Below are 20,790 nucleotides of genomic sequence, written 5' to 3' on the forward strand. Positions count from 1 at the left end.
CTCAGACCAAACCGGTAGCGTCGAATATCCACGACATGTCGGCGTTGGCGAAATCTTCCATCCAGGTCGGCGGCGCAGAGTTGGTCAGCGCGCCCATGTCCCAGTAGTCGTTCCACAGCGTGATCTTGCCGCCCTGCACGCGATGCACGCTGACGAACTTCAGCACCGCGGATTCGCCTGTCGGCCAGTGCCATTCCTCGTGATGCTCGTACATGACGTCGGTGCCGTTGTCGAGCATCAGGCCATCGAAGTTCTCGTAGGACGCCAGTGGCTCGAGGCCGATCTTGAGTCGCTTGACGATGTCTTCTGGCCCACGCGCCGCCGCCGTCGGGCCCACTGGCATGTCGAGGTAGATGCAGTCGTCGGACAGATACGTCTTCAACGATTCCCAGTCCCGCGCCGAGAGCGTCTTCCACATGCCGCGAACCGTATCCTCAACCGACACTTGCGAACTCCTTCTCTTGTGCAGCGACTGCGGGAGCCTTGTGTGCGGCGCGCAGGAAGCGTCCGGTGCGCTGCTTGCCGACGAGATCGGTGGCGTTGCCGTCGTAGAAGACCGCACGACCGCCGACCAAGACAGCGCTGACGGTGTCATCGTTGCGGTTCACCATCCGGGACAGCCCGCCATACTGCTCGACCGTGTCCTCCGCGTACTCGTCCAGCGTTGCATCCAAACGCTCCGGGTCGATGACGACGACATCGGCGCGGTCACCGATGCGCAGATGGCCGGCATCGATGCGATACCAGTCGGCCAGTTCACCGGTCAGCCGGTGCACGGCCTGCTCGATGGTCATGAATGGCCTGCCCGCCTTCTGCGCGTCGGCGACGTGACGCAGTAGCCGCAGGCCCATGTTGTAGAACGCCATATTGCGGAGGTGCGCGCCGGCGTCGGAGAAGCCCATCTGAATACCGGGCTCGCGTGCGAGTTTCTTCAGTACCTCGGGCCGGTGGTTGGAAATCGTGGTGCGCCAACGCAATGCCGTGCCGTGCTCGAGGACCAGGTCGAGGAAGGCGTCGACGGGGTGAAGGCCGCCGCGATGCTGGCCGACCTCACCGAACGACTTGCCGATCACCGATGTGTCGGGGCAGCAGACGATTTCGGCGTCGAAGAAGTCACGGTGCCATACGCGCACACCGAACTTGCTGTCGTATTGCTTGCGGAACTCGCGGCGATACGACTCGTCGCGCAGTAGTTCGTTGCGCTCGACCGCGTCGCGCAGATGCAGCGCAGCCGCGCCTGCGCCGAACTCCTCGAAGACCACCAAGTCGATGCCGTCGGCGTACACCTCGAACGGTACCGGCAGATGCTGCCAGCGGAAATTGCCGCCGAGGCGGTTGATCAGCCTCGCCGCAGGTCCCATACCCCAGATGGCGTACGGGTTCGACTTGACGTCGGCCGCCGAAAGCAAGCTGGTCTTGAGCGGATTGCGAAAGAAGCCGAGCGACTGGGCCAGTTGCGAGCCAAGGTTGAACGGGTTCGCAATGTCGGGGCCCGACTGCAGGATTCGGCCTGCGCGCCGCAGCAGTGACTTCAACCGTCGCAACTCGCGTGGCTTGGCGTACGTCGACGGCAGCGTGCGCGACCGACATACCTCGCCGTCGATTTTGTCGAAAAGCAGCTGTTGCGAAGACATTCCGACGAAGCCGGCCCGCAGCGCCTCGGCGAGCATCCGCTCCATCCGGGCCTGCTCGGCTCTGGTCGGGCGCTCGCTTTTCCGCGTCGCCCGATCCAGGCCCATGGTGGCGGCCCGCATGTCGGAATGGCCGATGAACGCGGCCAGGTTCGGGCCGAGCGGCCGCGTCTCCAGGGCCTGGATGTACTCCTCGGCGTTCGTCCAGGTCTTGTGCTCGTCGACGGCGGCGATGACGTGTTCGCGGGGAATCGCCTCGACCCTGCCGAAGATGTCGCCCGCGTCCTCACCGTTGACGTAGATCGTCGACAACGAACACGATCCCAGCATCACGGTCGTCACGCCGTGGCGCAGCGACTCCGAAAGCGACGGCCCGTTGAGCACCTCGACGTCGTAGTGGGTGTGGATGTCGATCATGCCGGGTAGCACCCACTTGCCCGTCGCATCGATGATCCGTTGGCAGTCCTTGTCGTCGAGATCATCGGGTGAGATCGCCACGATATGGCCGTCGCGGACACCGATGTTGCGCACCGCCGATGGGGCGCCCGTGCCATCGAACCAGCGGCCGTTTCGGATGATCGTGTCGTAGCTCACCAAGTCATAGAACAGCGCGTGCCGACGGGTGTCAACGATATCCGTGAACAGATTTCAGAAAATGTCTACTTTCGATGCTGAGCTGGGGTTATACCTCCGCCCAACCGTCCGGCTGCTGGCCGTCGATGTCGGTGAAGCCGTACTCGCGGGCCAGCTCGGCAGACGTGATCGAGCACTGATTCCAACGCGCCCGGTTCGCGTCGGCGGCCATTGCGGCGACGCCGCGTCCGACGAAACGGGGCGACTCCGAGATCGCGAATCCCGGGGGAGCGGTCGGGCCGTCGGACCGGTTCGGATCGAGCGCGGTGTGCCAGTTCTCTTCTGTGACACCCCAGTTGTCGAGCATCATCTCCGAGCGCAACCAGCCCGGTGTCACAGCGACGGCGGTGGCGCCGAATCGTGCGAGGTCGTGGCCGAGGCTGTAGCCGAGCCTGTTCACAGCCACCTTCGACAGGTCGTAGAAGACCGAGATCCGATACGTGTTGTCGTTGTATTCCTTTGTTCCGTCGGTGACTTCGACGTGCAGGCCGCCGGGACGCGCGATGAGTAGCGGGAGTAGGCAGTGCGCGGTGATCAAGTGGGTACCGACGCCGAGTTTCAGTATTCGAAGGCCGTCGTCCAGGTCGTGTTCCCAGATCGGCCGATTCCATGTGGGCGGGTGACCCTTGAGCACCTCGGCACCCCAGATGTCGTTGACAAGGATGTCGATGGCGCCGTGCTCGCGGCGAATTCGATCGGCCAGAGCCTGCACCTGCGCGATCTCGAGGTGGTCGACCTGGATCGGAATGCCGACGCCGCCGAGCGAGGTGACCAGTTCCGCTGTCTGTTCAATGGTTTCCGGGCGGTCGTAGTCGGACTGCGCGTTGCCGGTCACGCTGCTGCGCCCGGTACAGATCACGGTCGCGCCGGCTTCACCGAGTGCCGCTGCGATACCGCGGCCTGCCCCGCGCGTCGCGCCAGCGACGACCGCTACGCGGCCGCCCAGCGCATCCGCATCCGGCGTCCAGTTCATAAGTGCATACTCGCCAATGTGACCCCGCTACAGCGCTATATCGCCGAAGAAATTGCGACCGATCACGTCGACGGCTTGTTATCCAGACGCGAAGCATTGCGCCGGCTCGCGCTCCTGGGGGTGAGCACCGCTGCGGCCACGGCATTGATAGCCGCGTGTGGCGAGAACAAGAAGACGACGTCGAACGCGCCGGTAACGTCGAGCGGCGCCGCAACGTCACCGTCGGTGCCGCCGGGGTCGGCGAAGGCACTGCAGACCACGCCCATCACCTGGGCCGGCCCACAGGGTCAACTTCAGGCCGCATGGGCGGAGGCACCGAACGCCAAGGGCGGCATCCTGGTCATCCACGAGAACAAGGGCCTCACCGACTGGGTCCGGTCGGTGGCAGGCCGGTTCGCAGGCATCGGCTACTCGAGCCTGGCAATCGATCTGCTCTCCGGGCAGGGCGGAACGGCGAAGTTCAAGGACCCGGCAGCGGCCACTGCGGCGCTGGGCGCCATCCCGCCGCAGGAGTTCATCGCCAACCTGCAGTCGGGCATCGGCGAACTGGCGCGTCGCGTTCCCGGCAAGAAGCTGGCGGTCGTCGGGTTCTGCATGGGCGGCGGCTTGGTCTGGCAGCTACTCGCGTCTGGTGCATCGCAACTGGCCGCCGCGTTCCCGTTCTACGGGCCCGCGCCTGACAAACCTGACTTCCGCGGCTCGAAAGACGTTGCCGTGCTTGCGTTCTATGGTGAGCAGGACCAACGGGTGAACGCCACCGAACCTGTCGTCAGGGCTGCACTCGAGCAGGCCGGGATGGTGCACCAGCTCGTCACCGAACCCAACGCCAACCACGCGTTCTTCAACGACACGGGTGATCGCTACAGCGCCCCCGCAGCCGACGACGCCTGGCGCAAGGTGCAGGAGTGGCTGACCCAATACGTGGGTTGACCTCTCTCTCCCTTCTCCGCGAGCGTGCGCGTCTGTACGCAGACACGCCGCAAAATCTGTACAACTCGCGCACCGTCACCGGTACGCGAGGGTGCGCGTTCTGCTCGCGGCAATTCTCCGCATTCTGCTCGCGGCAATTCACAGTCTGTTTTCCTGCCGGTTGATGTCGCGTTGTTGACCGAACACGCGTGCCGGTTCTGATTCATCACATGCGGGTAGTGCAGGTTGCCAATTTCTACGGCCCGCGCTCGGGGGGCCTGCGCACGGCGGTCGACCGGCTCGGCGCCGAGTACTGCGCCGCCGGCCACGAAGTCTTCCTTGTCGTTCCGGGACGGTACTCCGAATGGCGCGAGCTGCCGACGGGCGTCGTTCGTATTTCCTTGCCCGCCAAGCTGATCCCGTTCACCGGCGGCTATCGTGCGGTACTGCCCGGCCCGGTCACGTCGCTGCTCAGACGGCTGGCCCCGGACGCGTTGGAGGTGTCGGACCGGCTGACCCTGCGTTCGCTCGGCGACTGGGGCCGACGACACGATGTGGGCACCGTGATGATCTCCCACGAACGCCTGGATCGCCTTGTCGGACAAATACTTCCGGCGCGCATCGCGCGGTCGATCGCCAACGTCGCCAACCGCCGCACCGCCGCCAGTTACGACGCGATCGTCTGCACGACAGCGTTCGCCCGCGAAGAGTTCGACCGTATCCACGCGACCAACATCATGACCGTGCCACTCGGCGTCGACCTCGACCAGTTCCATCCCCGCAGACATTCGGCGGATCTCCGGCAGCGCTGGGCGGAACCCGACCAGACACTGCTGGTGCACTGCGGTCGGCTCTCGGTGGAAAAGCATGCCCACCGCAGCATCGATACCGTTGCTGCACTGCGTGATTCGGGAGTCGACGCCAGGCTCGTCGTGGTCGGTGAGGGTCCGATGCGCGCCAGGCTCGAACGTCAGGCCGCCGGCCTGCCCGTCGACTTCACCGGCTTCATCGGCTGCCGCAACACCGTCGCGACCATCCTGGCCACCGCTGACGTCGCGCTCGCCCCTGGACCGCACGAAACATTCGGGCTGGCGGCGCTGGAAGCGCTTGCTTCCGGTACACCGGCCGTGGTGTCCCGCACATCGGCGCTCGCCGAAATCCTGACCATCGACAGCGGTGCCACCGCGGACAACGATCCCGACGCCATCGCCAGCGCCGTCACCTCGATCATCAGCAGGCCCGAAGGGCTGCGCCGCGACAGCGCACGCCGGCGGGCCGAACAGTTCACCTGGCCCCGGTCGGCGGCGGGCATGCTCAGCGCATTGGGCGCAGGCTAGCGCTACTTTGGCCGGATGGCGGCGGACACCGAGCGCGCGAGAAGCCTGTGGTTCGCGCTGCTGTTGACACTGGCCAACGGTTTCCTCGACGCACACACCTACCTAGCGCGTGGCGGGGTGTTCGCCAACGTGCAGACCGCCAACGTGATCTTCGGCGCCATCGACACCTCGAAGCGGGAGTGGGCGTTGGCGCTTGCCCATGTCTGGCCGCTGTTGGCGTTCATCGCGGGCGTCGGGTTGGCGTCGCACATCAAGTCGGGTCGCGCAGATCGCTTCGTCGCACGCCCGCTGGTGTGGACGATGGCGGTCCAAACCGTCGTCCTCGCGGTGATCGGCTTCGTTCCGGCGTCGGTCCCCCACAGCTACGTCACCGTGCCGATCTCGTTTCTGGCCGCCGTGCAGATCGGCCTGTTCCGCAACGTCGGTGAACTCGTCTATCTGCCCGTGGCCACCACCGGCAATCTGATGCGGTTCGTGGAGGCCGGATACGACGGCTTCGTCGAGAAACACGCCGAGTCGCGCCGAGCATTCGGGGTGTACGGCACGCTGATCGTCGCGTTCGCCGCAGGGGCGTTGATCGGGGCGTTCGCCAGCCGGGCGTGGGGCGTGCACGCGATCTGGCTGCCCGCGGGATTCCTTGCGGTCACACTGTGTCTGTTCATCATCGATGAACGGCACCTGCGGTGAACTACCATCCAGGCATGTTCCGGTTGCCGATAGTCCTGTCTGCCGCGGTTACGCTGGCGCTCGCAGGCATCGCGCCGGTCGCCAGCGCCGAGCCGAGCCCGCCGCCGTGCCAATACACGCTGTCACCGCCGCAAGTAGTTCCGCTAGGCGGCGGCACCGCGGTGACCTCCACTCTGTCGCTCGCGGCTTGTAACGACTCAGTCGGGTATCTGACCGTCGCGTGCGTGCAGCTGCAGGGAAGCGACGGGCCAGGTCAATGCGCGCAGCAGAACGGAATTCTGACCGCGCAGGTGTTCTACCAGCCGTACCGGCCAGGGGCGACGTACGTCGCGACCGGGCGCGGCTGCGCCAATACGGGCAACCCGCCGCAACCAATCTGCAAGTCGATGGGCCCGCTCACCGCGACCCTGTAGACCATCACGCGGCGAGGTATCGCACGCCGGGGCTCGGGTCGAACCGGTAACCGCGCCCACGGACGGTCGTCAGCACCCGCGCGTAGCGGCCCAGCTTGGCGCGCAGCCGTCGCACATGGGTGTCGACCGTGCGAAGCGACACGTCGCCACCGGGCGCCCTGTCATGCCACACCTCGCGCATCAGCTCGGCACGTGACACCGGCCGTCTCGGCATCCCCGCCAGGTAGCACAGCAGCTCGAATTCGCGATACGCCAACCGCAGCAGCTCACCGTCGCGGCGCACCTCGCGGTTGAACCGGTCGATGGTCAGGCCAGCCGCCGGGACGGTGGGGAGCCGCACCGGGCTCGCGGCCACCATTGCCTTGTGCGCGCGTACGCCCGGCACCGACCGCGCAATCAGGCGGCCGAACTCGTCGGCCAATTGCGCTGTGCGACTGGGTAGTTCCGCTGAGCGGACGGGGACATCGAGGACCAGCACCACCCTGACGGTGTCAACGGGCGGCGTTGCGGGTCGTGATGCCCCTTGGTACACCCGGTTACTCTCGCGATCCGGCACTGGCAGCGACAGGGTTTGCGTCGCGCTGAGCGCAACTCAGAACGCCGCCAGCACCTGCCCGGCATAGGTATTCGTGATGAATTCGCGGGTGGACTCCAGGTTCAGCGCCTCGGCCAACGCACGGACACCGAAGCTCTCGCGGTTGTCGGGCCGTGCCACCAGGTATTCCGCGTACGCCGGATTGCCGCGATCGCAGTACAACGCGCTGCCGGTGTCGACGCCCCATTCCATCGCCTGGTTGCCGAACAGGAACACCACATGTGCGCCCGCCCCGCTTCGCCCGCCCGCATCGAAATCCTCGCGCAGGTCGCCGAGCAGCCGGCTGGTCAGCTCCTTGAACACCAGGCGACGCGGATTCGACCGCACATCACCGACGTTCGCCACGCCGCGGCGCGCGGGCTGGCATTCGATGAGCCCCAGCTCGTCCAGCATGACCAGCGACCGGTCCACGTTCACCGGATCCGACGGCAGCGCGACCTCGGCGCAGTCGGGAATTTCGTCGAGGTCGCGAATAGTCGTGGAGTACATTCCGAACGGTTCGATATGGACCGGCGCCACCGGCACCAGCCCGTTGCCGGTGCGACGGTTGAAATCGTCCAGGAACGGCAGGTATTGAAAGAAGTTGGCGTGCAGCCGGCCTGCGACCAGCAGATCGTTCGGCTCATCGAAACTCTCGAAGATCTCGATCTGCAGATCGATATCGCATGCGGCCAGTGGCTCGCGAACGAAGTCGAGGATCTCGGCGTGAGGCACCGGCGTCGCGCCCACCCGCAGCGGCCGCTTGCCCTTGCTGGCGACGGCGCGCACCGAGCTGCTCATCGCCCGAACACTACCGACGCATGCCGGCGCCGCAAGCCCGGCGAATGTGTCCAATTGTGACGACATATGACTCACGATGACTCCAGATGTAGTGCCGCCATGGTGTTGTCCCTATCGTCGGCTCAACTACCACCGACAGGACGGTCAACCATGTCCGAAATAACCACTAGCCCAGAGGCTTTGGGGAAGCAGTCCCCAGCGCCGGTGCGCCAGCTGAAGGGCAACCTCGGCGTTGCGGCGATCGTGTTCATGGTCGTCGCCGCAGCAGCACCGCTCGGCGTGATCGGCGGGGTGGTGCCGCTCGGTCTCGCCGCGGGCAACGGCGCCGGGTTCCCGGCGACGTTCATCGCCTCGACCGTGATCCTGCTGTTCTTCGCCGTCGGTTTCACCGCCTTGACGCCCCATGTCGAGGAAGCCGGCGCGTTCTTCTCCTATGTGCGTAAAGCATTGGGGTTCCCGGCAGGTATCGGCATCGCATTTGTCGCGCTGGTGAGCTACGTCGCGATCGAAGCCGGTGTCTACGGTCTACTGGGCCCGGCCGGCGGCGCTGTCGTCGAGCTGTTCGGCGGCCCTGCGCTGCCGTGGTGGCTGTTCGCCGTTGTCGCATTCGCAGTAACCACGTTCCTCGGGTACCGCAACATCGAGCTTTCGAGCCGCGTGCTTGCGGTGCTGCTGACCGCCGAGATCGCCATCGTGTTGGTACTCGACGCGGTCATCGTAGGGCAGGGCGGCGACCATGGCCTGTCGACAGGCATCGTCAATTCCAGCGTGATCTTCTCGGGCTCTGTCGGTATCGGTCTGCTCTTCGCGCTGATCAGTTTCGTCGGCTTCGAGGCCACTGCGATCTTCCGCGACGAGGCCCGCGCCCCTGAACGCACGATTCCCCGCGCCACCTACGCGGCGCTGATCCTCATCGGGGCGTTCTATGCGGTGACGAGTTGGGCGCTGGTTTCAGGGTGGGGCGATGCCGAAGCGGTCAGCCGGGCCACCCATTCAGGCGGCACCTTCCTGTCGGACACCGCGCAGCGCTACATCGGCGTCGTCGGCAACGACATCATCACGGTGCTGTACTTCACCAGCCTTTACGCCTGCATTCTGTCGTTCCACAACGTCGCATCGCGGTACGTCTTCGCCCTCTCGCAGCGTGACGTCCTGCCGGAGTCGCTGAGCTATCCGCACACCAAACATGGTTCACCACACCAGGCTTCGTTGTGGATTTCCGGGGTGGTAGCGATCAGCGTCGCCCTGGCGGTGGTGTTCAAGCTCGACCCGGCTGCCCAGTTCTACACCTGGTTTGCCGGCGCCACAACGGTCGGCTTTGTTGTGCTGTTGATCGCCACCAGCGTCGCCGTGCTGGTCTTCTTCTCCCGCGGCCGCCGCGGCCACTCGCAGTGGCGGGTGCGCATCGCACCCGCCCTCGGGCTCGTCGGGTTGGCGGGGTCCTTGATCCTCATTTTGGCCAACCTGAAGGATTTGGTCGGCGGCTCAAGCATTCTCGCGTGGGTGATCATCGGCACGCTCGTCAGTTCGTTCGCGCTTGGCGCCGTGATCGGCACACGAGTTGACCGGGTCGCATCATGACCGAGCGCGACCTGTTGCAGGGACTCGCCGACGGCTCACTGACCGAGATCGAGGTGGCGTGGAGCGATCCGTTCGGCCACGCGCAGGGCAAGCGGATACCCGCAGGGCAGTTCCTCGACCGCGCGAAGGGCCACGGGTTCGCGTTCTGTGAGGCATCGTTAGGCTGGAACACCGACGGCACCGTCATCGATGGATTGGGGCTGACCAACTGGGACGGCGGCTACCCCGACGTGTTCGCGGTGCCCGACTTCGCCACGTTCCGGCCTGTGCCGTGGCGGCAGGGCGTCGGGCATGTCATCGCGGATATCGTTGCGCACGACCGTAATCCGTCGCTACTCGACCCGCGGGCCGTGCTGAAACGGGTGCTGGCCAGGCTGGCGGCGCTGGGCTACACCGCCAAGGTCGGCGTCGAGCTGGAGTTCTACCTGCTGAACCCCGACGGCACAGCATTTCAGGACGACATTCACGCGTACTCGCTGGAGAACGCCAACGCGCTCGATCCGTTGCTGACCGATCTCAACGAAACCCTCGGCGCCTTCACCCGATTGGAGGGCATCCAGACCGAGTACGGCCCAGGACAGGTGGAGACCAACCTCGTCTACTCCGATGCGCTCGAAGCCGCCGACGACGCGGCGCGGCTCAAGTACGCGGCCAAGGAGGTGGCCCGCAGGCACGGCAAGGTCGCCAGCTTCATGGCCAAGCCGTTCTCCGAGCACTCCGGCAGTTCCCAGCATCTGCACATCTCGTTGTGGCGTGACGGCGCAGCGGCTTTCGCTTCCGACGATGGCAACGAGAACGAGGTGGTGTTGCACGCGATCGCGGGGCTCCTCGAGCACCTGCCATCGATCACCGTGTTCGGCGCGCATTCGGTCAACGCGTATCGGCGCTTTGTGCCCGACTCGTTCGCGCCGGCGACCGCGACATGGAGCCGCGACAATCGCAGCGCCGCAGTGCGATCGCTGATCGAGACCGATCCGTCCGCCACCCGCATCGAACTGCGCAGCGGCGCATCGGATGCCAACCCGTACTGGTTGGTGGCCTCTGCGCTGGCGGCCGTGGTCGCCGGGCTGGAAGCGCAGCGTCAGCCGCCGCAATCCGAAAGCGGCAACCTGTACTTCACCGGCACACCGCTGCCCGAGTCCCTCGGTATCGCACTGGCACTGGCCACCCAGGACGACACCATCCTCGACATCCTCGGTGCGGAATCCGTACGCGATTTCGCCGCCATCGCCCGCAGTGAGTGGCAGCAGTATTCGAACCACGTCAGCGACTGGGAACGCCGTCGCTACCTGACCAGTTCATGACGTCCCCACGGTTCGGTGTCTGGGCGCCGGTGTACGGAAACCACGGAGCGCGCAACCATCCAGCCGACGCTCCTGACGCCGGGTACCGACGCACCCGCGATCTGTTGGTCCGCGCGGAGCAGGCGGGATTCGACTCAACGCTGTTGGCGCAGCACGTCATTCATCCCAGCAATGTCGAGGACGGCGTGCTCGAGACGTGGTCAACGCTGGCTGCGCTGGCCGAGGCCACGAGCCGCATCGAGCTGATCGGTGCGATCAAACCGCTGTTGGTCAACCCGTTGGTGTTCGCCAAGCTGGCGGGCAACGTCGCCGACATCTCCCGTGGCCGGCTGGCAATCAATGTCGTCAGCGGCTGGTTTCTGCCCGAACTCGAGGCGCTCGGCCTTGACGCCGCCGACCACGACGATCGCTACGCCTACACCCGCGAATGGCTCGAAACCGTGCTGGACCTCTGGACCGGTAAACAGGTCGACATCACCGGCCGCGGCGGTCACCCCGCACTGGTGCGCCCGACACCCGACCCGGCACCGCCGGTGTACTTCGGCGGGGAGTCCGAACCTGCCCGCGCGCTGGCCGCGCAACACGCCGACGTGTTCTTCATCAACGGCCGGCCGCTGCCCGAGACGATCCACCTCATCGACGATCTGCGGGCGCGGCCTCGCGACCGCACGCCGTTGCGGTTCGGGTTGTCCGCCTTTGTGATCGCGCGTGACACCGAGGCCGAAGCGATCGGGGAACTGGACTATCTGCAATCGCTGGTCGACGCCGAGCGGCGGCCCGAGATTGCGTCGGGCACCGACCCGAACACCGCGATGTACAAGGTGCTGGCCGGCGCACGCCGCGTCGGGTCCAACGGCGGCACCCTCGCGGGCTTGGTCGGCAGCTACCACCAAGTGATTGAACGCATCGAGGCGTTCCACGCCGCCGGCATCGAGCTGTTCATGCTGCAGTTCCAGCCGTTGGAGGCCGAGCTGGATCGGTTCGCGGACAAGATAATTCCGCATTTTCGCTAACGTTCGCTAATGAGGAGACAGCAGTGACGCTTGAAACGATCGGGGCCCGCCCCGCGTTTTCCGAAGACCCGCTTGGTGGCTCGATCGCGGAGCGGCTCGCGCGACTGCCCGAGATCGTCGACGAATTGCGCCGCGCTGACGCCGATGCCGAGCGTGAGCGCGTGCTGCAGTACGGCGCCATCCGACGACTGCGCCACGCCGGGCTGCTCACCCTTCGGGTCCCCAACCGGTACGGCGGTCCCGGCGGGGCCGTGCGCGACGTGTTCGCAGCCGTGATCCAGATCGCCCGCGGCAGTTCCAATGTGGCGCAATCACTTCGGGCGCACTACGGATTCTCCGAACGGTTGCTGAGCAATCGCGCTTCCGAGGCCGAACGTGAGCGCTGGTTCCCTGAGGTGAACTCTGGGCTGGTGTTCGGCAACGCGGTCACCGATGCCAACGGCAAGGCGCCGGGCAGTTCCGACACCACGCTGCTGGCCGATGCCGACGGGGTGCTGCGGCTCAACGGCTACAAGTTCTACTCCACCGGAACGTTGTTCGCCGACGCGATCGCCGTCTCTGCGGTGGACGCCGACGGCAGAGACCTCCAGGCGATCGTGCCCGCCGACCGGCTGGGCGTCGAGCTCTACGACGACTGGGACGGTTTCGGGCAGCGGCTGACCGCCAGTGGGGGCACGCGTTTCACCGATGTGGTCGTCGAGCCGTTCGAGGTGACCACGGTGTCCGACGGTAAGCACTTGGGCCACTCGACCGCATTTCTTCAGCTCTATCTGGCCGCGGTGGCGGCGGGCATCGCGCACGGCGTGTACGACGATGCGGTGGCGTATGTGCGAGATAAGGCCAGGCCCGCTTCGCATTCACTTGCCGACTCCGCGTCGGGCGATCCGTTCATCCTCGCGGCGGTCGGCGATATTGCCGCCAACGCGGCCGCAGCTGAAGCCCTGGTGCTCACCGCCGCCGAAGCCATCGACGCGGTGGTCGACGCCGGCCGACAGACCGACCCCGACGCGCTGGCCGAGCTGTCGATCACGATCGCCAAGGCCCAGCTGGTGGCAGAACGACTCACCCTGGCGGCGGCGGAACGGCTGTTCGACACCGGCGGAGCGTCGGCTACCGCGCGCAAACTGAACCTGGACCGGCATTGGCGCAACGCGCGAACCCTGGCAAGCCATAATCCGTTGGTCTACAAGGCTTATGCGGCGGGCAACTACGCCGTCAACGGGGTATGGCCGCCGGCCAACGGCTACTTCTGAGGTTCTTGCCTTCGTGCGAATGTGAACTAAACCTAGTGGGTATTCGTGTCTTTCCCGAGGGTCCAATCGAGAGGGGTCACGATGAAACGATTCGGTTTGTTCTGCGCCGCCATGTGTGTCGTTGCAGCATTGGCCACGGCGTGCGGCGGGTCGAGCAACAGCACGACCGAAAGTAAGACACCGACGGCGACCGCCACCTCGAGCCCCTCGGGTGAGGCAACGGCGTCGAGCGCACCCTCGGCAGCCACCGCGGCGGCGATCACCATCACGAACATGAGTTTCGGCTCGCCACTCACGGTGACGGGGGGAGCGCAGATAAGCGTCAAGAACGACGACTCCGTCGAGCATTCCGTGACCTCGGATGCGGCAGGCAAGTTCGACGTGGACATCGAGGGCAAGGAACAGGGCTCGTTCACGGCGCCCACCGAACCGGGTGAATACGCTTTCCATTGCAAGTATCACCCGTCGATGCACGGGACGTTGATCGTCAAGTAGCCCTGGGGGAGAACCGCTCCCACGCCGACTGGCGGGTCATACCCAATGCGGCGCCGATGCGTGCCCAGGACACGCCCCGGTCCCGCAGTTCCTCAACGCGGTCCCGCAGCCCCTCCTCGATGTTGGCCGCCGACGACGCGATGAATGGAATGCGTTGCAGCAGTTCGTCATCCGATAAGGTAGCCCACTCTGGCAGCGACGGCGGTTCCGCGTGCGTCGCTTCGGCCATGACGCCCACGCACAGGGAGACGCACCCGTCGCAGATGTAGACCCCGGGCCCAGCGACCAGCTTGCCGACCTCCGTGTGCTGCTTGCCGCAAAACGAGCAGCGCAGTTCTGACGTCTGTGCCGGCATCTGCGCCTCCTGACATGTCAGGCGTTTCCTGACGTGTCCGTCAGGTTACACCTGACAGGCAACCCATCGCGGTTTAACCGGCGCCAAGGGCGGGCACCCGCCGAATTAGCGGGTTCGTCAATCACCAGCGGCCCGACCGACCGAAGGAGTCGACGTGGATAGCAACAGCGTTATCTGGATCGTCATCGCCGTGGTGGCGGCCATCGTTGTGATCGCGCTCGTCGCGTTCGTTGCCCGCAGTGCCCGCAACAAGCGTCGGCACGCCCAGGCCGAGGAGCTGCGCCAGGAGATCGGACAGAAGGCCGAGCATGTCCAGAAGCGGGAGGCCATTGCGGCCGAGACGGAGGCGAGGGCTCGCGCCGCGCAGGCCGAGGCCGAGCTCAAGGCCGCCGAGGCGGCAAGGCTGCAGGATACCGCGCGCACCCATCGCGAGTCCGTGAACGCTTCGCGTGAAGAGCTCGACGCGCATCGGGAGCGCGCTGATGCGCTGGACCCCAAGCGCAGCGATGACGAAGGCCCCAAGGGCGACGTCCGCGGCGGGGGCGCCGATACCCGACAGCGGCAGGCGGACACGCCGACCGAGCAGCACCGGTTGTGACGGCTGCCGAGCCAAGGCCGGCGGTGCTGTTCGACATCGACGGCACCCTGGTCGACTCCAATTACCTGCACGTGCACTCCTGGTACCGGGCCTTCGAGGAGGTCGGGGTCGGTGTCGAGGCGTGGCGGATTCACCGGTCGATCGGAATGGACGGCACCACGCTCTTGTCTTCACTCGCCGGTGACGCCGACGACGACACCCGGTCACGCGCCAAGGATTTGCATTCGCGGTATTACAAGCAGTCCGCGTCGTTGTTGCGTCCGCTGCCCGGCGCACAAGTACTGCTGCGCCGGGTCGACGCACTCGGCCTGCAGGTTGTTCTTGCCACGTCGGCGCCCGATGACGAACTCGAGATCCTGCGCAAGGTGCTGGCGAGCGACGATCTGATAGCGGCGACCACGTCATCGAAGGATGTGGACACCGCCAAGCCGAAACCCGACATCATCGAGGTCGCGCTCGACCGCGCCGGGGTCGACGCCGATCATGCTGTCTTTATCGGCGACACGGTCTGGGACGTCGAGGCGTGCGAACGGGCAGGTGTACCGACGATCGCGGTACTCAGCGGCGGGGTATCGCGCGGTGAACTCGAAACCGCCGGCGCTCAAGAGGTTTTCGAGAATACGGCGGAGCTGTGCGATCAGCTCGACACTTCCGGGATCGGGCGGCTGGCCAAGGCGGTTCATACCGCCTGATCAGCCAGCAGTTGGCGGCACAACGCGTCGCCCAACCAGGCCTTGAACCGCCGAGGCGACCACCTTCTCAAGCGAACCAGACGGTCGAACAGGCCAGGATCCATGGCGAGCCAGATCAGATCGACCGCCTCCCGGTGGGTGATCTGGGTGGTGAGCGCGTCGAGATCGCGAAGCCGTGTCACCACCTTGCGCGCGTCGGCCAGACGGACTCGTTGCGACTGCTCGACGAGTTCACGCGCGGCAGGGTCGACGCCGGCCGCGACCTCCAGCACGCTGTAGATCGGCCCGACGCGCGCACCGATCTCGGCGAGATTGCCCGCAAGCCCGTTGATCACCTCGCGTGGCTCGGCATGGTCGAGCCACAGGCGGATGTTGGCCCGGTCGGTTAGCGCTACCGACTGGTCGTCGCCGGCGACTGCCCAATCCAGCGCGAGCTTGAGCAGGTCGAGCTTGCCTCCGACCGCGGTGAACACGGTCTTGCGGCTGACGTTCGCCGCCTCGGCCACCGCGTCGATGGTGGTGGCGCCGTAACCGTCGGAAACGAACAGCCGTGTCGCGGCGGCCACGATGGAGCGCCGCGTCGCCAATGCCTGGGCCGCGCGCACTTCTGACCGGTAATCGCGCTTGACACCTTCGACCATTCTAGGTAACCCTGAGTGTATTCATTACACTCAAGACTACCTCAATTAGGGGAGTGGTTGTGCGAACCATCGTCGTCGGGGCGGGTCCGACCGGCCTGTTCACCGCGATCGTGCTGGCGCGCCGCGGCCGTAGCGTCGTCGTGGTCGACCGCGAACCCGGTCCGCCGTCGTCGAACACTGTCTGGGACCGCAGGGGCGTCATGCAGTTCCACCATGCCCACACGTTCCGCGCCCCGGTCGTCGAGGCGCTTCGGGCCGAGATGCCGGACGCTCTCGACGATCTCGTCGCCAAGGGTGCCACCATCGCGACCGCGGGCAACCGTCCGGTGGCGCTGCTGTGCCGGCGGACGACGCTCGAGCACGCGCTGTGGAATCGCGCGGCGGCAGAACCGGGGGTCAGGCTGCTGCGTGGGCATGTCGACCGGATCGAGCACGATGGTCGCCGGGCGGTCGGCATCACGGTCGACGGCCGGTTTCTGCCAGCGGATCTGGTGATCGACGCGTCGGGTCGATCGAGTCGGTTCACCGACGGATTCCGCCCGCATCCTGAAGGCGGGGACTGCGGCGCGGTGTACGTCACCCGCCAGTATCGGTTGCTTGACCGCACCGACATCGGTCCGATGAACTCGCCGATCGGCTTATCGCTTGGCTTCTCGGACTATATCGCCATCGCGTTTGTCCACGACGACGGCGCCTTCTCGATCACGTTCACCCACGACGGCACTGACAAGAGGTTGCGCCTACTGCGCCGTGACGACGCGTTCGACGACGCCGTACGCGCCATTCCGCTGTTGACGCAATGGATCGATCCGGCACGTGCGCAACCTGTTTCGCGCGCCCTGCCCGGCGGACGGCTCTACAACACCTACCGTGGACAGCTCGACGCCGCGGGCCGGCCGGCATTGCCCGGCTTGATCTCCGTCGGGGATGCCGTGTGCACGACGACCCCGCTGGCCGGCCGCGGCGTGACACTGGCGCTGATGCAGGCACAAGAACTCGTTCGCATTCTCGATGCGGGAGACACCGATATCGACACGGCGACAACACAATTCGACCACTGGTGCCGGACGCACATTCGGCCCTGGTTCGACGACCACCGGTACACCGACGCCGACCGGATGCGTCGATGGGCCGGCGGTGACGTCGACCTGGGCCGTCGGCTACCGTCCGACCTGATCGTCGCGGCCGCCGACGCAGACCCCGCGCTCAAAGATGTTGTCGGTCCCTACAGCACCATGGACGCCATGCCCGCCAGCCTCGCACCTGCTCACGCCCGCGCCAAGGAGATCTACGCCGCCGGGTGGCGGCCGCCGGTCCCGGACGGCCCGACTCGCGACGACCTCAGCGAGGTGGTGTCCAGGACACCGGCAGCCGCTTGATGCCGTGAATGAACGCCGACTGCAGCCGGTCTGGTTCTTCGGTCGCAGTGATGTCGGGAATCTGTCGGTGAAGTTCCTCGAACGCCAGCGTGATCTCGCGGCGGGCCAGGTTCGCGCCCAGGCAGAAATGCGCGCCGCCGCCGCCGAACCCGACATGCGGGTTGGGGTGGCGGCGCACATCGAATGTCCAGGGATCGGCGAATTTCGATTCGTCACGGTTAGCCGAGCCGTACCACAGCGTGATCTTTGCGCCGGCATCCAGTTTCACGCCGCCCAACTCGGTGTCACAGGTGGTGGTGCGGCGCATGTAGGCCACCGGCGACGCCCACCGCACGATCTCCTCGACGGCCGTCGGTGCGATGTCGTCGTAGGCCGACCACCAGTCGTCGCGTTGTTCGGGGTAGCGGCTCAGCGCCAGCACGCCGTGGCTGATCGCGTTGCGGGTGGTCTCGTTGCCGGCGACGACAAGCAGGATGAAGAAAGAGGCGACCTCGGCGGACGTCAATCGTTCGCCGTCGACCTCGGCCTGCACCAGGCTTGTCGTCAGGTCATCGCCCGGCCGGTCCCGACGATCGTCGGCGAGCGCCGACGCGAACGCACCGATATCCTTCGCGACTTTGACGAACTCGTCTGGGTCCGTGGCGATGTCGGGATCACCGAACCCGAGGATCACGTTCGTCCAGTGGAAGACCCGGTCATGGTCCTCCTCCGCGATGCCCATCATGTCGCAGATGATCTGCAAGGGCAGCGGACCTGCGAGCTCCGCGACCACCTCGGCCTTGCCCTCCGGATGATCGCGAACCATCGCCTCGACCAGTCGGCGCGCACGATCCCTGACGGAGTCCTCGATCAGTGCAAGCACCCTCGGTGTGAATGCGCTGCGAACGATGTTCCGCAGTCGGGTGTGTCGCGGATCGTCCATGGCGATCATGGAGCCGAAGTACTCGGCGAGATCAGGGTTCTGATCGCCGATCACAATGCCTCGTGCCGAGCTGAAGATTTCTGGGTGGCGGCTGGCGTAGAAGACGTCGTCGTAGCGGGTGACCGCCCAATGACCCGCGACATGGACCGCCGGGTCAACGACGAACGCCGGGTGAAAGGAAATCGGCGCCACACGACGCAACGTGGCAAAGGCGCCGTCCCGGATGTCGTCATCGAGTGCCCAGAAGTCCCATGAGCCCAGGTTGACGTCGGAAAGTGGCACATCCGGGGGAGCCGTCCCGTTCACCCGAGCCGCGATACCCACGACCCGAGCCTAGGTACCGGCGCGGCCCTCGTCACGGATTTCTGAAACATGTTCCAATCGGCCTTCCGGCGTGATAGCACCGAACCGTGCGTAACCCACATGCAGGCCAACCCTTTACGTCAACCGATGAGGAGATCGCGCAGGCGCTGCTGGACGTCAGCATCCCGACGTTGATGTTGTCGCTGGTCCACATGTCCGCAGACCCGAGCCTGATCCGCGGTGAGCTGAAACCCGCGGGTCTGTTCCTCAACGAGGTGCAGGGCTACATGTCCGAGGAGGACAAGGCCGCGGTGCGCAAGATTGCACTAGAGGTCATCGCGTCCTACCGAGACCGGGGCTGCCCCGAACCCGAACCGATCGGTCCGGAACTCCTGCGGGAGATGATGCAGTGGCTGGTGTGTGAGCCGGTGCCACCCGAATACGTGCCGATGCTGCTGGAGGAGATGGAGCTCGACGGCAGGGACGCACGAGCTGTGCGAGGCACACCTGCCGACCTGCCGGTCGTCGTCGTCGGCTGCGGGGAATCCGGTCTGCTGGCGGGCATTCGGCTGAAAGAGGCGGGCATCCCGTTCACGATCGTCGAGAAGAACGCCGGCGTCGGCGGAACCTGGTGGCAGAACACCTATCCGGGCGCCCGCGTCGATGTCGGAAACCACTTCTACTGCTACAGCTTCGAGCCGACAGATCAATGGACGCACTACTTCGCCGAGCAACCCGAACTGCAGGCGTACTTTCAATCCGTGATGGACAAACATGACATCGGCAGGCACGTGCTCTGGGAAACGGAGGTGACCGAGGCGTCCTGGGACGACGACTCCGCCACGTGGACCGTGCACACGCGTGGCTGCGACGGCGCGACGGCGACGCTGTCGGCGCGCGCGGTGATCAGCGCCGTCGGCCAGCTCAACCGGCCGCACCTTCCCGAGATCGACGGGCAGCAGGATTTCACGGGACCGGCGTTTCACTCCTCGGAATGGGACCATTCCGTCGAGCTGCGCGGCAAGCGGGTCGCGATGATCGGCGCAGGCGCCAGCGGGTTCCAGATCGCACCGGCCATTGCGGACATCGTGGACCACCTGACGGTGTTCCAGCGGACCGCGCAATGGATGTTCCCCAACCCGAACTATCACGCGGCGGTCGGACCCGGAGTGCAGTGGGCCCTGCGACACCTGCCGTTCTATGGCCGGTGGTACCGATTCCTGGTGTTCTGGCCGGGGTGCGACAAGGGGCTGGCCGCCGCGTACGTCGACCCGGACTATCCGGATCAGCAGACAGCGGTCAGCGAAATCAACGAGATCACCCGAATCATGTTCACCGAGTGGATCACTAGTCAGGTCGGAGACGACGCAGAGCTGCTGGCGAAGGTGGTGCCCGACTACCCGGCGACGGGCAAGCGCACGCTTCAGGACAACGGCAGCTGGTTGCGCACGCTCACCCGCGACAACGTCGAGTTGGTCAGGACCGGGATCGAACGCATCGAGCCCGATGCTGTGGTCACCGCGGACGGCACCCGATATGCGGCCGATGTCCTCGTGTACGCCACCGGGTTTCAGGCCACGAAGATGTTGTGGCCCATGACAATTCGAGGCCGCGGCGGCGAGATCCTGTCCGAGCGCTGGGGTGAGCGGCCGTCGGCGTATCTCGGTATCACGGTGCCCGGCTATCCGAATTTCTTCTGTATGTACGGGCCTGGCACCAACCTGGCAAGCGGTGGCAGCCTGATCTTTCACTCCGAGTGCCAGATGCGCTACATCACACAGTGTTTGGAGCTCTTGATCGAGGGGGGCCATCGCTCGTTGGAGCCGCGGGAGGACAAGACAGCCGACTGGCTCGACCGTACCCAGGCCGAGATGCGCAAGATGGTGTGGTCACAACCGTCGATCAAACACTCGTTCTACAAGAACCAGTTCGGCGAGGTCTACGGATTGAGCCCGTGGCGACTTGTCGACTACTGGACCTGGACCCGCGAACCCGATCCCGCCGACTTCGTCGTTCGGTAACCCTGTCCAGCCATTCGGTATCGCTAGAGTCGCATGGTGACCGGGTCCCTGATTGCGTGGCTCCTGGACTCTGATCCGGCTTTGCGCTGGCAAGTCGAACGTGACGTCGTGGGCGAACCGGCCTGGGTCTGGCAAGCAACGCGGGCACGGGTCGCAACCGAGGGCTTCGGCGCACGCCTCCTCGCGCTCCAGGATCCGGACGGCCAGTGGGCAGGCGGCGCGTTCTTCCCCGGCGACTTCGATTTTGACGGCCCTGAGGCTGCAGAAGGTGCCGG

At 65.7% G+C, this 20,790-nt stretch carries 22 protein-coding genes; 13 read left to right on the plus strand and 9 right to left on the minus strand.

The window, feature by feature from the left end; translation table 11 throughout:
• Position 1: 1 nt before the first annotated feature.
• From MYCSM_RS16105 to MYCSM_RS16115, 3 genes are all read right to left on the minus strand, one after another.
• Positions 2-445 (minus strand): nuclear transport factor 2 family protein, encoded by a 444-nt coding sequence (locus MYCSM_RS16105; protein WP_015307225.1) that lies wholly within the window; start codon positions 443-445, stop codon positions 2-4.
• A complete protein-coding gene (locus tag MYCSM_RS16110) occupies positions 435-2,225 on the minus strand; it encodes an N-acyl-D-amino-acid deacylase family protein (RefSeq protein WP_015307226.1) in 1,791 nt (596 codons plus the stop codon). The genes MYCSM_RS16105 and MYCSM_RS16110 overlap by 11 nt, the downstream gene beginning before the upstream one ends.
• Before the next feature lie 88 nt (positions 2,226-2,313).
• Complete coding sequence (locus MYCSM_RS16115) at positions 2,314-3,237, minus strand: SDR family oxidoreductase (protein ID WP_015307227.1); 924 nt, start codon at positions 3,235-3,237, stop codon at positions 2,314-2,316.
• 18 nt (positions 3,238-3,255) lie between these two features.
• On the opposite strand from MYCSM_RS16115, the gene MYCSM_RS16120 reads away from it, so the two are divergent.
• The 4 genes from MYCSM_RS16120 (at position 3,256) to MYCSM_RS16135 (ending at position 6,583) form a co-directional block, all read left to right on the plus strand.
• On the plus strand, positions 3,256-4,167 hold the full coding sequence (locus MYCSM_RS16120) for a dienelactone hydrolase family protein (protein WP_015307228.1): 912 nt from the start codon (positions 3,256-3,258) through the stop codon (positions 4,165-4,167).
• Between the two features lie 209 nt (positions 4,168-4,376).
• Positions 4,377-5,483 (plus strand): glycosyltransferase, encoded by a 1,107-nt coding sequence (locus tag MYCSM_RS16125; protein ID WP_015307229.1) that lies wholly within the window; start codon positions 4,377-4,379, stop codon positions 5,481-5,483.
• Between the two features lie 15 nt (positions 5,484-5,498).
• Complete coding sequence (locus tag MYCSM_RS16130; RefSeq protein WP_015307230.1) at positions 5,499-6,170, plus strand: YoaK family protein; 672 nt, start codon at positions 5,499-5,501, stop codon at positions 6,168-6,170.
• Positions 6,171-6,184: 14 nt separating this feature from the next.
• Entirely contained in the window at positions 6,185-6,583 is a 399-nt protein-coding gene (locus tag MYCSM_RS16135) for a hypothetical protein (RefSeq protein WP_041314150.1), read from the plus strand.
• A 4-nt stretch (positions 6,584-6,587) separates the two neighbouring features.
• Here MYCSM_RS16135 and MYCSM_RS16140 read toward each other — a convergent pair whose 3' ends face one another.
• Entirely contained in the window at positions 6,588-7,061 is a 474-nt protein-coding gene (locus MYCSM_RS16140; protein WP_232425600.1) for a winged helix-turn-helix domain-containing protein, read from the minus strand.
• A gap of 114 nt (positions 7,062-7,175) precedes the next feature.
• Positions 7,176-7,958 (minus strand): MetQ/NlpA family ABC transporter substrate-binding protein, encoded by a 783-nt coding sequence (locus MYCSM_RS16145; RefSeq protein WP_041312183.1) that lies wholly within the window; start codon positions 7,956-7,958, stop codon positions 7,176-7,178.
• 150 nt (positions 7,959-8,108) lie between these two features.
• On the opposite strand from MYCSM_RS16145, the gene MYCSM_RS16150 reads away from it, so the two are divergent.
• From MYCSM_RS16150 to MYCSM_RS16165, 4 genes are read left to right on the plus strand one after another with little or no spacing between them, the layout of a single operon-like run.
• The gene (locus MYCSM_RS16150) at positions 8,109-9,539 is read left to right on the plus strand and encodes an APC family permease (RefSeq protein WP_015307234.1); all 1,431 of its coding nucleotides are present in this window, start codon (positions 8,109-8,111) and stop codon (positions 9,537-9,539) included.
• Entirely contained in the window at positions 9,536-10,843 is a 1,308-nt protein-coding gene (locus tag MYCSM_RS16155; RefSeq protein WP_015307235.1) for a glutamine synthetase family protein, read from the plus strand. The genes MYCSM_RS16150 and MYCSM_RS16155 overlap by 4 nt, the downstream gene beginning before the upstream one ends.
• Positions 10,840-11,856 carry an LLM class flavin-dependent oxidoreductase gene (locus MYCSM_RS16160; RefSeq protein WP_015307236.1) on the plus strand — a complete coding sequence of 339 codons (1,017 nt, stop codon included), beginning with the start codon at positions 10,840-10,842 and terminating at the stop codon, positions 11,854-11,856. Before MYCSM_RS16155 ends, MYCSM_RS16160 begins: the two co-directional genes overlap by 4 nt.
• A gap of 23 nt (positions 11,857-11,879) precedes the next feature.
• Positions 11,880-13,109, plus strand: coding sequence for an acyl-CoA dehydrogenase family protein (locus MYCSM_RS16165; RefSeq protein WP_015307237.1), 1,230 nt, complete (start codon positions 11,880-11,882; stop codon positions 13,107-13,109).
• 32 nt (positions 13,110-13,141) lie between these two features.
• Here MYCSM_RS16165 and MYCSM_RS38225 read toward each other — a convergent pair whose 3' ends face one another.
• A complete protein-coding gene (locus MYCSM_RS38225) occupies positions 13,142-13,378 on the minus strand; it encodes a hypothetical protein (protein ID WP_232425601.1) in 237 nt (78 codons plus the stop codon).
• 4 nt (positions 13,379-13,382) lie between these two features.
• On the opposite strand from MYCSM_RS38225, the gene MYCSM_RS38230 reads away from it, so the two are divergent.
• A complete protein-coding gene (locus MYCSM_RS38230; protein WP_232425602.1) occupies positions 13,383-13,604 on the plus strand; it encodes a cupredoxin domain-containing protein in 222 nt (73 codons plus the stop codon).
• On the opposite strand, the gene MYCSM_RS39075 is transcribed toward MYCSM_RS38230, so the two are convergent.
• Positions 13,597-13,959: a ClpX C4-type zinc finger protein gene (locus MYCSM_RS39075; RefSeq protein WP_015307239.1), complete on the minus strand. Its 363-nt coding sequence runs from the start codon at positions 13,957-13,959 to the stop codon at positions 13,597-13,599. The two genes, MYCSM_RS38230 and MYCSM_RS39075, sit on opposite strands and share 8 nt — an antisense overlap.
• Before the next feature lie 154 nt (positions 13,960-14,113).
• Between MYCSM_RS39075 and MYCSM_RS16180 the strand changes: the two genes are divergently transcribed.
• Together MYCSM_RS16180 and MYCSM_RS16185 are read left to right on the plus strand one after the other, a co-directional pair.
• Positions 14,114-14,557 (plus strand): hypothetical protein, encoded by a 444-nt coding sequence (locus MYCSM_RS16180; protein WP_015307240.1) that lies wholly within the window; start codon positions 14,114-14,116, stop codon positions 14,555-14,557.
• Complete coding sequence (locus tag MYCSM_RS16185) at positions 14,554-15,249, plus strand: HAD family hydrolase (protein ID WP_041312186.1); 696 nt, start codon at positions 14,554-14,556, stop codon at positions 15,247-15,249. Before MYCSM_RS16180 ends, MYCSM_RS16185 begins: the two co-directional genes overlap by 4 nt.
• Here the strand turns inward: MYCSM_RS16185 and MYCSM_RS16190 are convergent.
• Positions 15,237-15,890, minus strand: coding sequence for a TetR/AcrR family transcriptional regulator (locus MYCSM_RS16190; protein ID WP_015307242.1), 654 nt, complete (start codon positions 15,888-15,890; stop codon positions 15,237-15,239). The genes MYCSM_RS16185 and MYCSM_RS16190 overlap by 13 nt on opposite strands.
• A gap of 59 nt (positions 15,891-15,949) precedes the next feature.
• On the opposite strand from MYCSM_RS16190, the gene MYCSM_RS16195 reads away from it, so the two are divergent.
• On the plus strand, positions 15,950-17,269 hold the full coding sequence (locus MYCSM_RS16195; RefSeq protein WP_015307243.1) for an FAD-dependent oxidoreductase: 1,320 nt from the start codon (positions 15,950-15,952) through the stop codon (positions 17,267-17,269).
• On the opposite strand, the gene MYCSM_RS16200 is transcribed toward MYCSM_RS16195, so the two are convergent.
• Positions 17,232-18,515, minus strand: a complete 1,284-nt coding sequence (locus MYCSM_RS16200) for a cytochrome P450 (RefSeq protein ID WP_015307244.1) — start codon at positions 18,513-18,515, stop codon at positions 17,232-17,234. The genes MYCSM_RS16195 and MYCSM_RS16200 overlap by 38 nt on opposite strands.
• Positions 18,516-18,601: 86 nt before the next feature.
• Between MYCSM_RS16200 and MYCSM_RS16205 the strand changes: the two genes are divergently transcribed.
• The gene (locus tag MYCSM_RS16205; RefSeq protein ID WP_015307245.1) at positions 18,602-20,515 is read left to right on the plus strand and encodes a flavin-containing monooxygenase; all 1,914 of its coding nucleotides are present in this window, start codon (positions 18,602-18,604) and stop codon (positions 20,513-20,515) included.
• Positions 20,516-20,790: the final 275 nt, after the last annotated feature.

It is taken from the genome of Mycobacterium sp. JS623 (assembly GCF_000328565.1).
In the GTDB taxonomy this organism is placed as follows: Bacteria; Actinomycetota; Actinomycetes; order Mycobacteriales; family Mycobacteriaceae; genus Mycobacterium.

Excerpts from the sequence above, each read along its gene's own strand:
- MYCSM_RS39075 (WP_015307239.1), bottom strand. The coding sequence starts at position 13,959 with ATGCCGGCACAGACGTCAGAACTGCGCTGCTCGTTTTGCGGCAAGCAG.
- MYCSM_RS16155 (WP_015307235.1), top strand. The coding sequence starts at position 9,536 with ATGACCGAGCGCGACCTGTTGCAGGGACTCGCCGACGGCTCACTGACC.
- MYCSM_RS16115 (WP_015307227.1), bottom strand. The coding sequence starts at position 3,237 with ATGAACTGGACGCCGGATGCGGATGCGCTGGGCGGCCGCGTAGCGGTC.
- MYCSM_RS16135 (WP_041314150.1), top strand. The coding sequence starts at position 6,185 with ATGTTCCGGTTGCCGATAGTCCTGTCTGCCGCGGTTACGCTGGCGCTC.
- MYCSM_RS16160 (WP_015307236.1), top strand. The coding sequence starts at position 10,840 with ATGACGTCCCCACGGTTCGGTGTCTGGGCGCCGGTGTACGGAAACCAC.
- MYCSM_RS38230 (WP_232425602.1), top strand. The coding sequence starts at position 13,383 with ATGAGTTTCGGCTCGCCACTCACGGTGACGGGGGGAGCGCAGATAAGC.
- MYCSM_RS16130 (WP_015307230.1), top strand. The coding sequence starts at position 5,499 with ATGGCGGCGGACACCGAGCGCGCGAGAAGCCTGTGGTTCGCGCTGCTG.
- MYCSM_RS16125 (WP_015307229.1), top strand. The coding sequence starts at position 4,377 with ATGCGGGTAGTGCAGGTTGCCAATTTCTACGGCCCGCGCTCGGGGGGC.
- MYCSM_RS16190 (WP_015307242.1), bottom strand. The coding sequence starts at position 15,890 with ATGGTCGAAGGTGTCAAGCGCGATTACCGGTCAGAAGTGCGCGCGGCC.
- MYCSM_RS16145 (WP_041312183.1), bottom strand. The coding sequence starts at position 7,958 with ATGAGCAGCTCGGTGCGCGCCGTCGCCAGCAAGGGCAAGCGGCCGCTG.
- MYCSM_RS16150 (WP_015307234.1), top strand. The coding sequence starts at position 8,109 with ATGTCCGAAATAACCACTAGCCCAGAGGCTTTGGGGAAGCAGTCCCCA.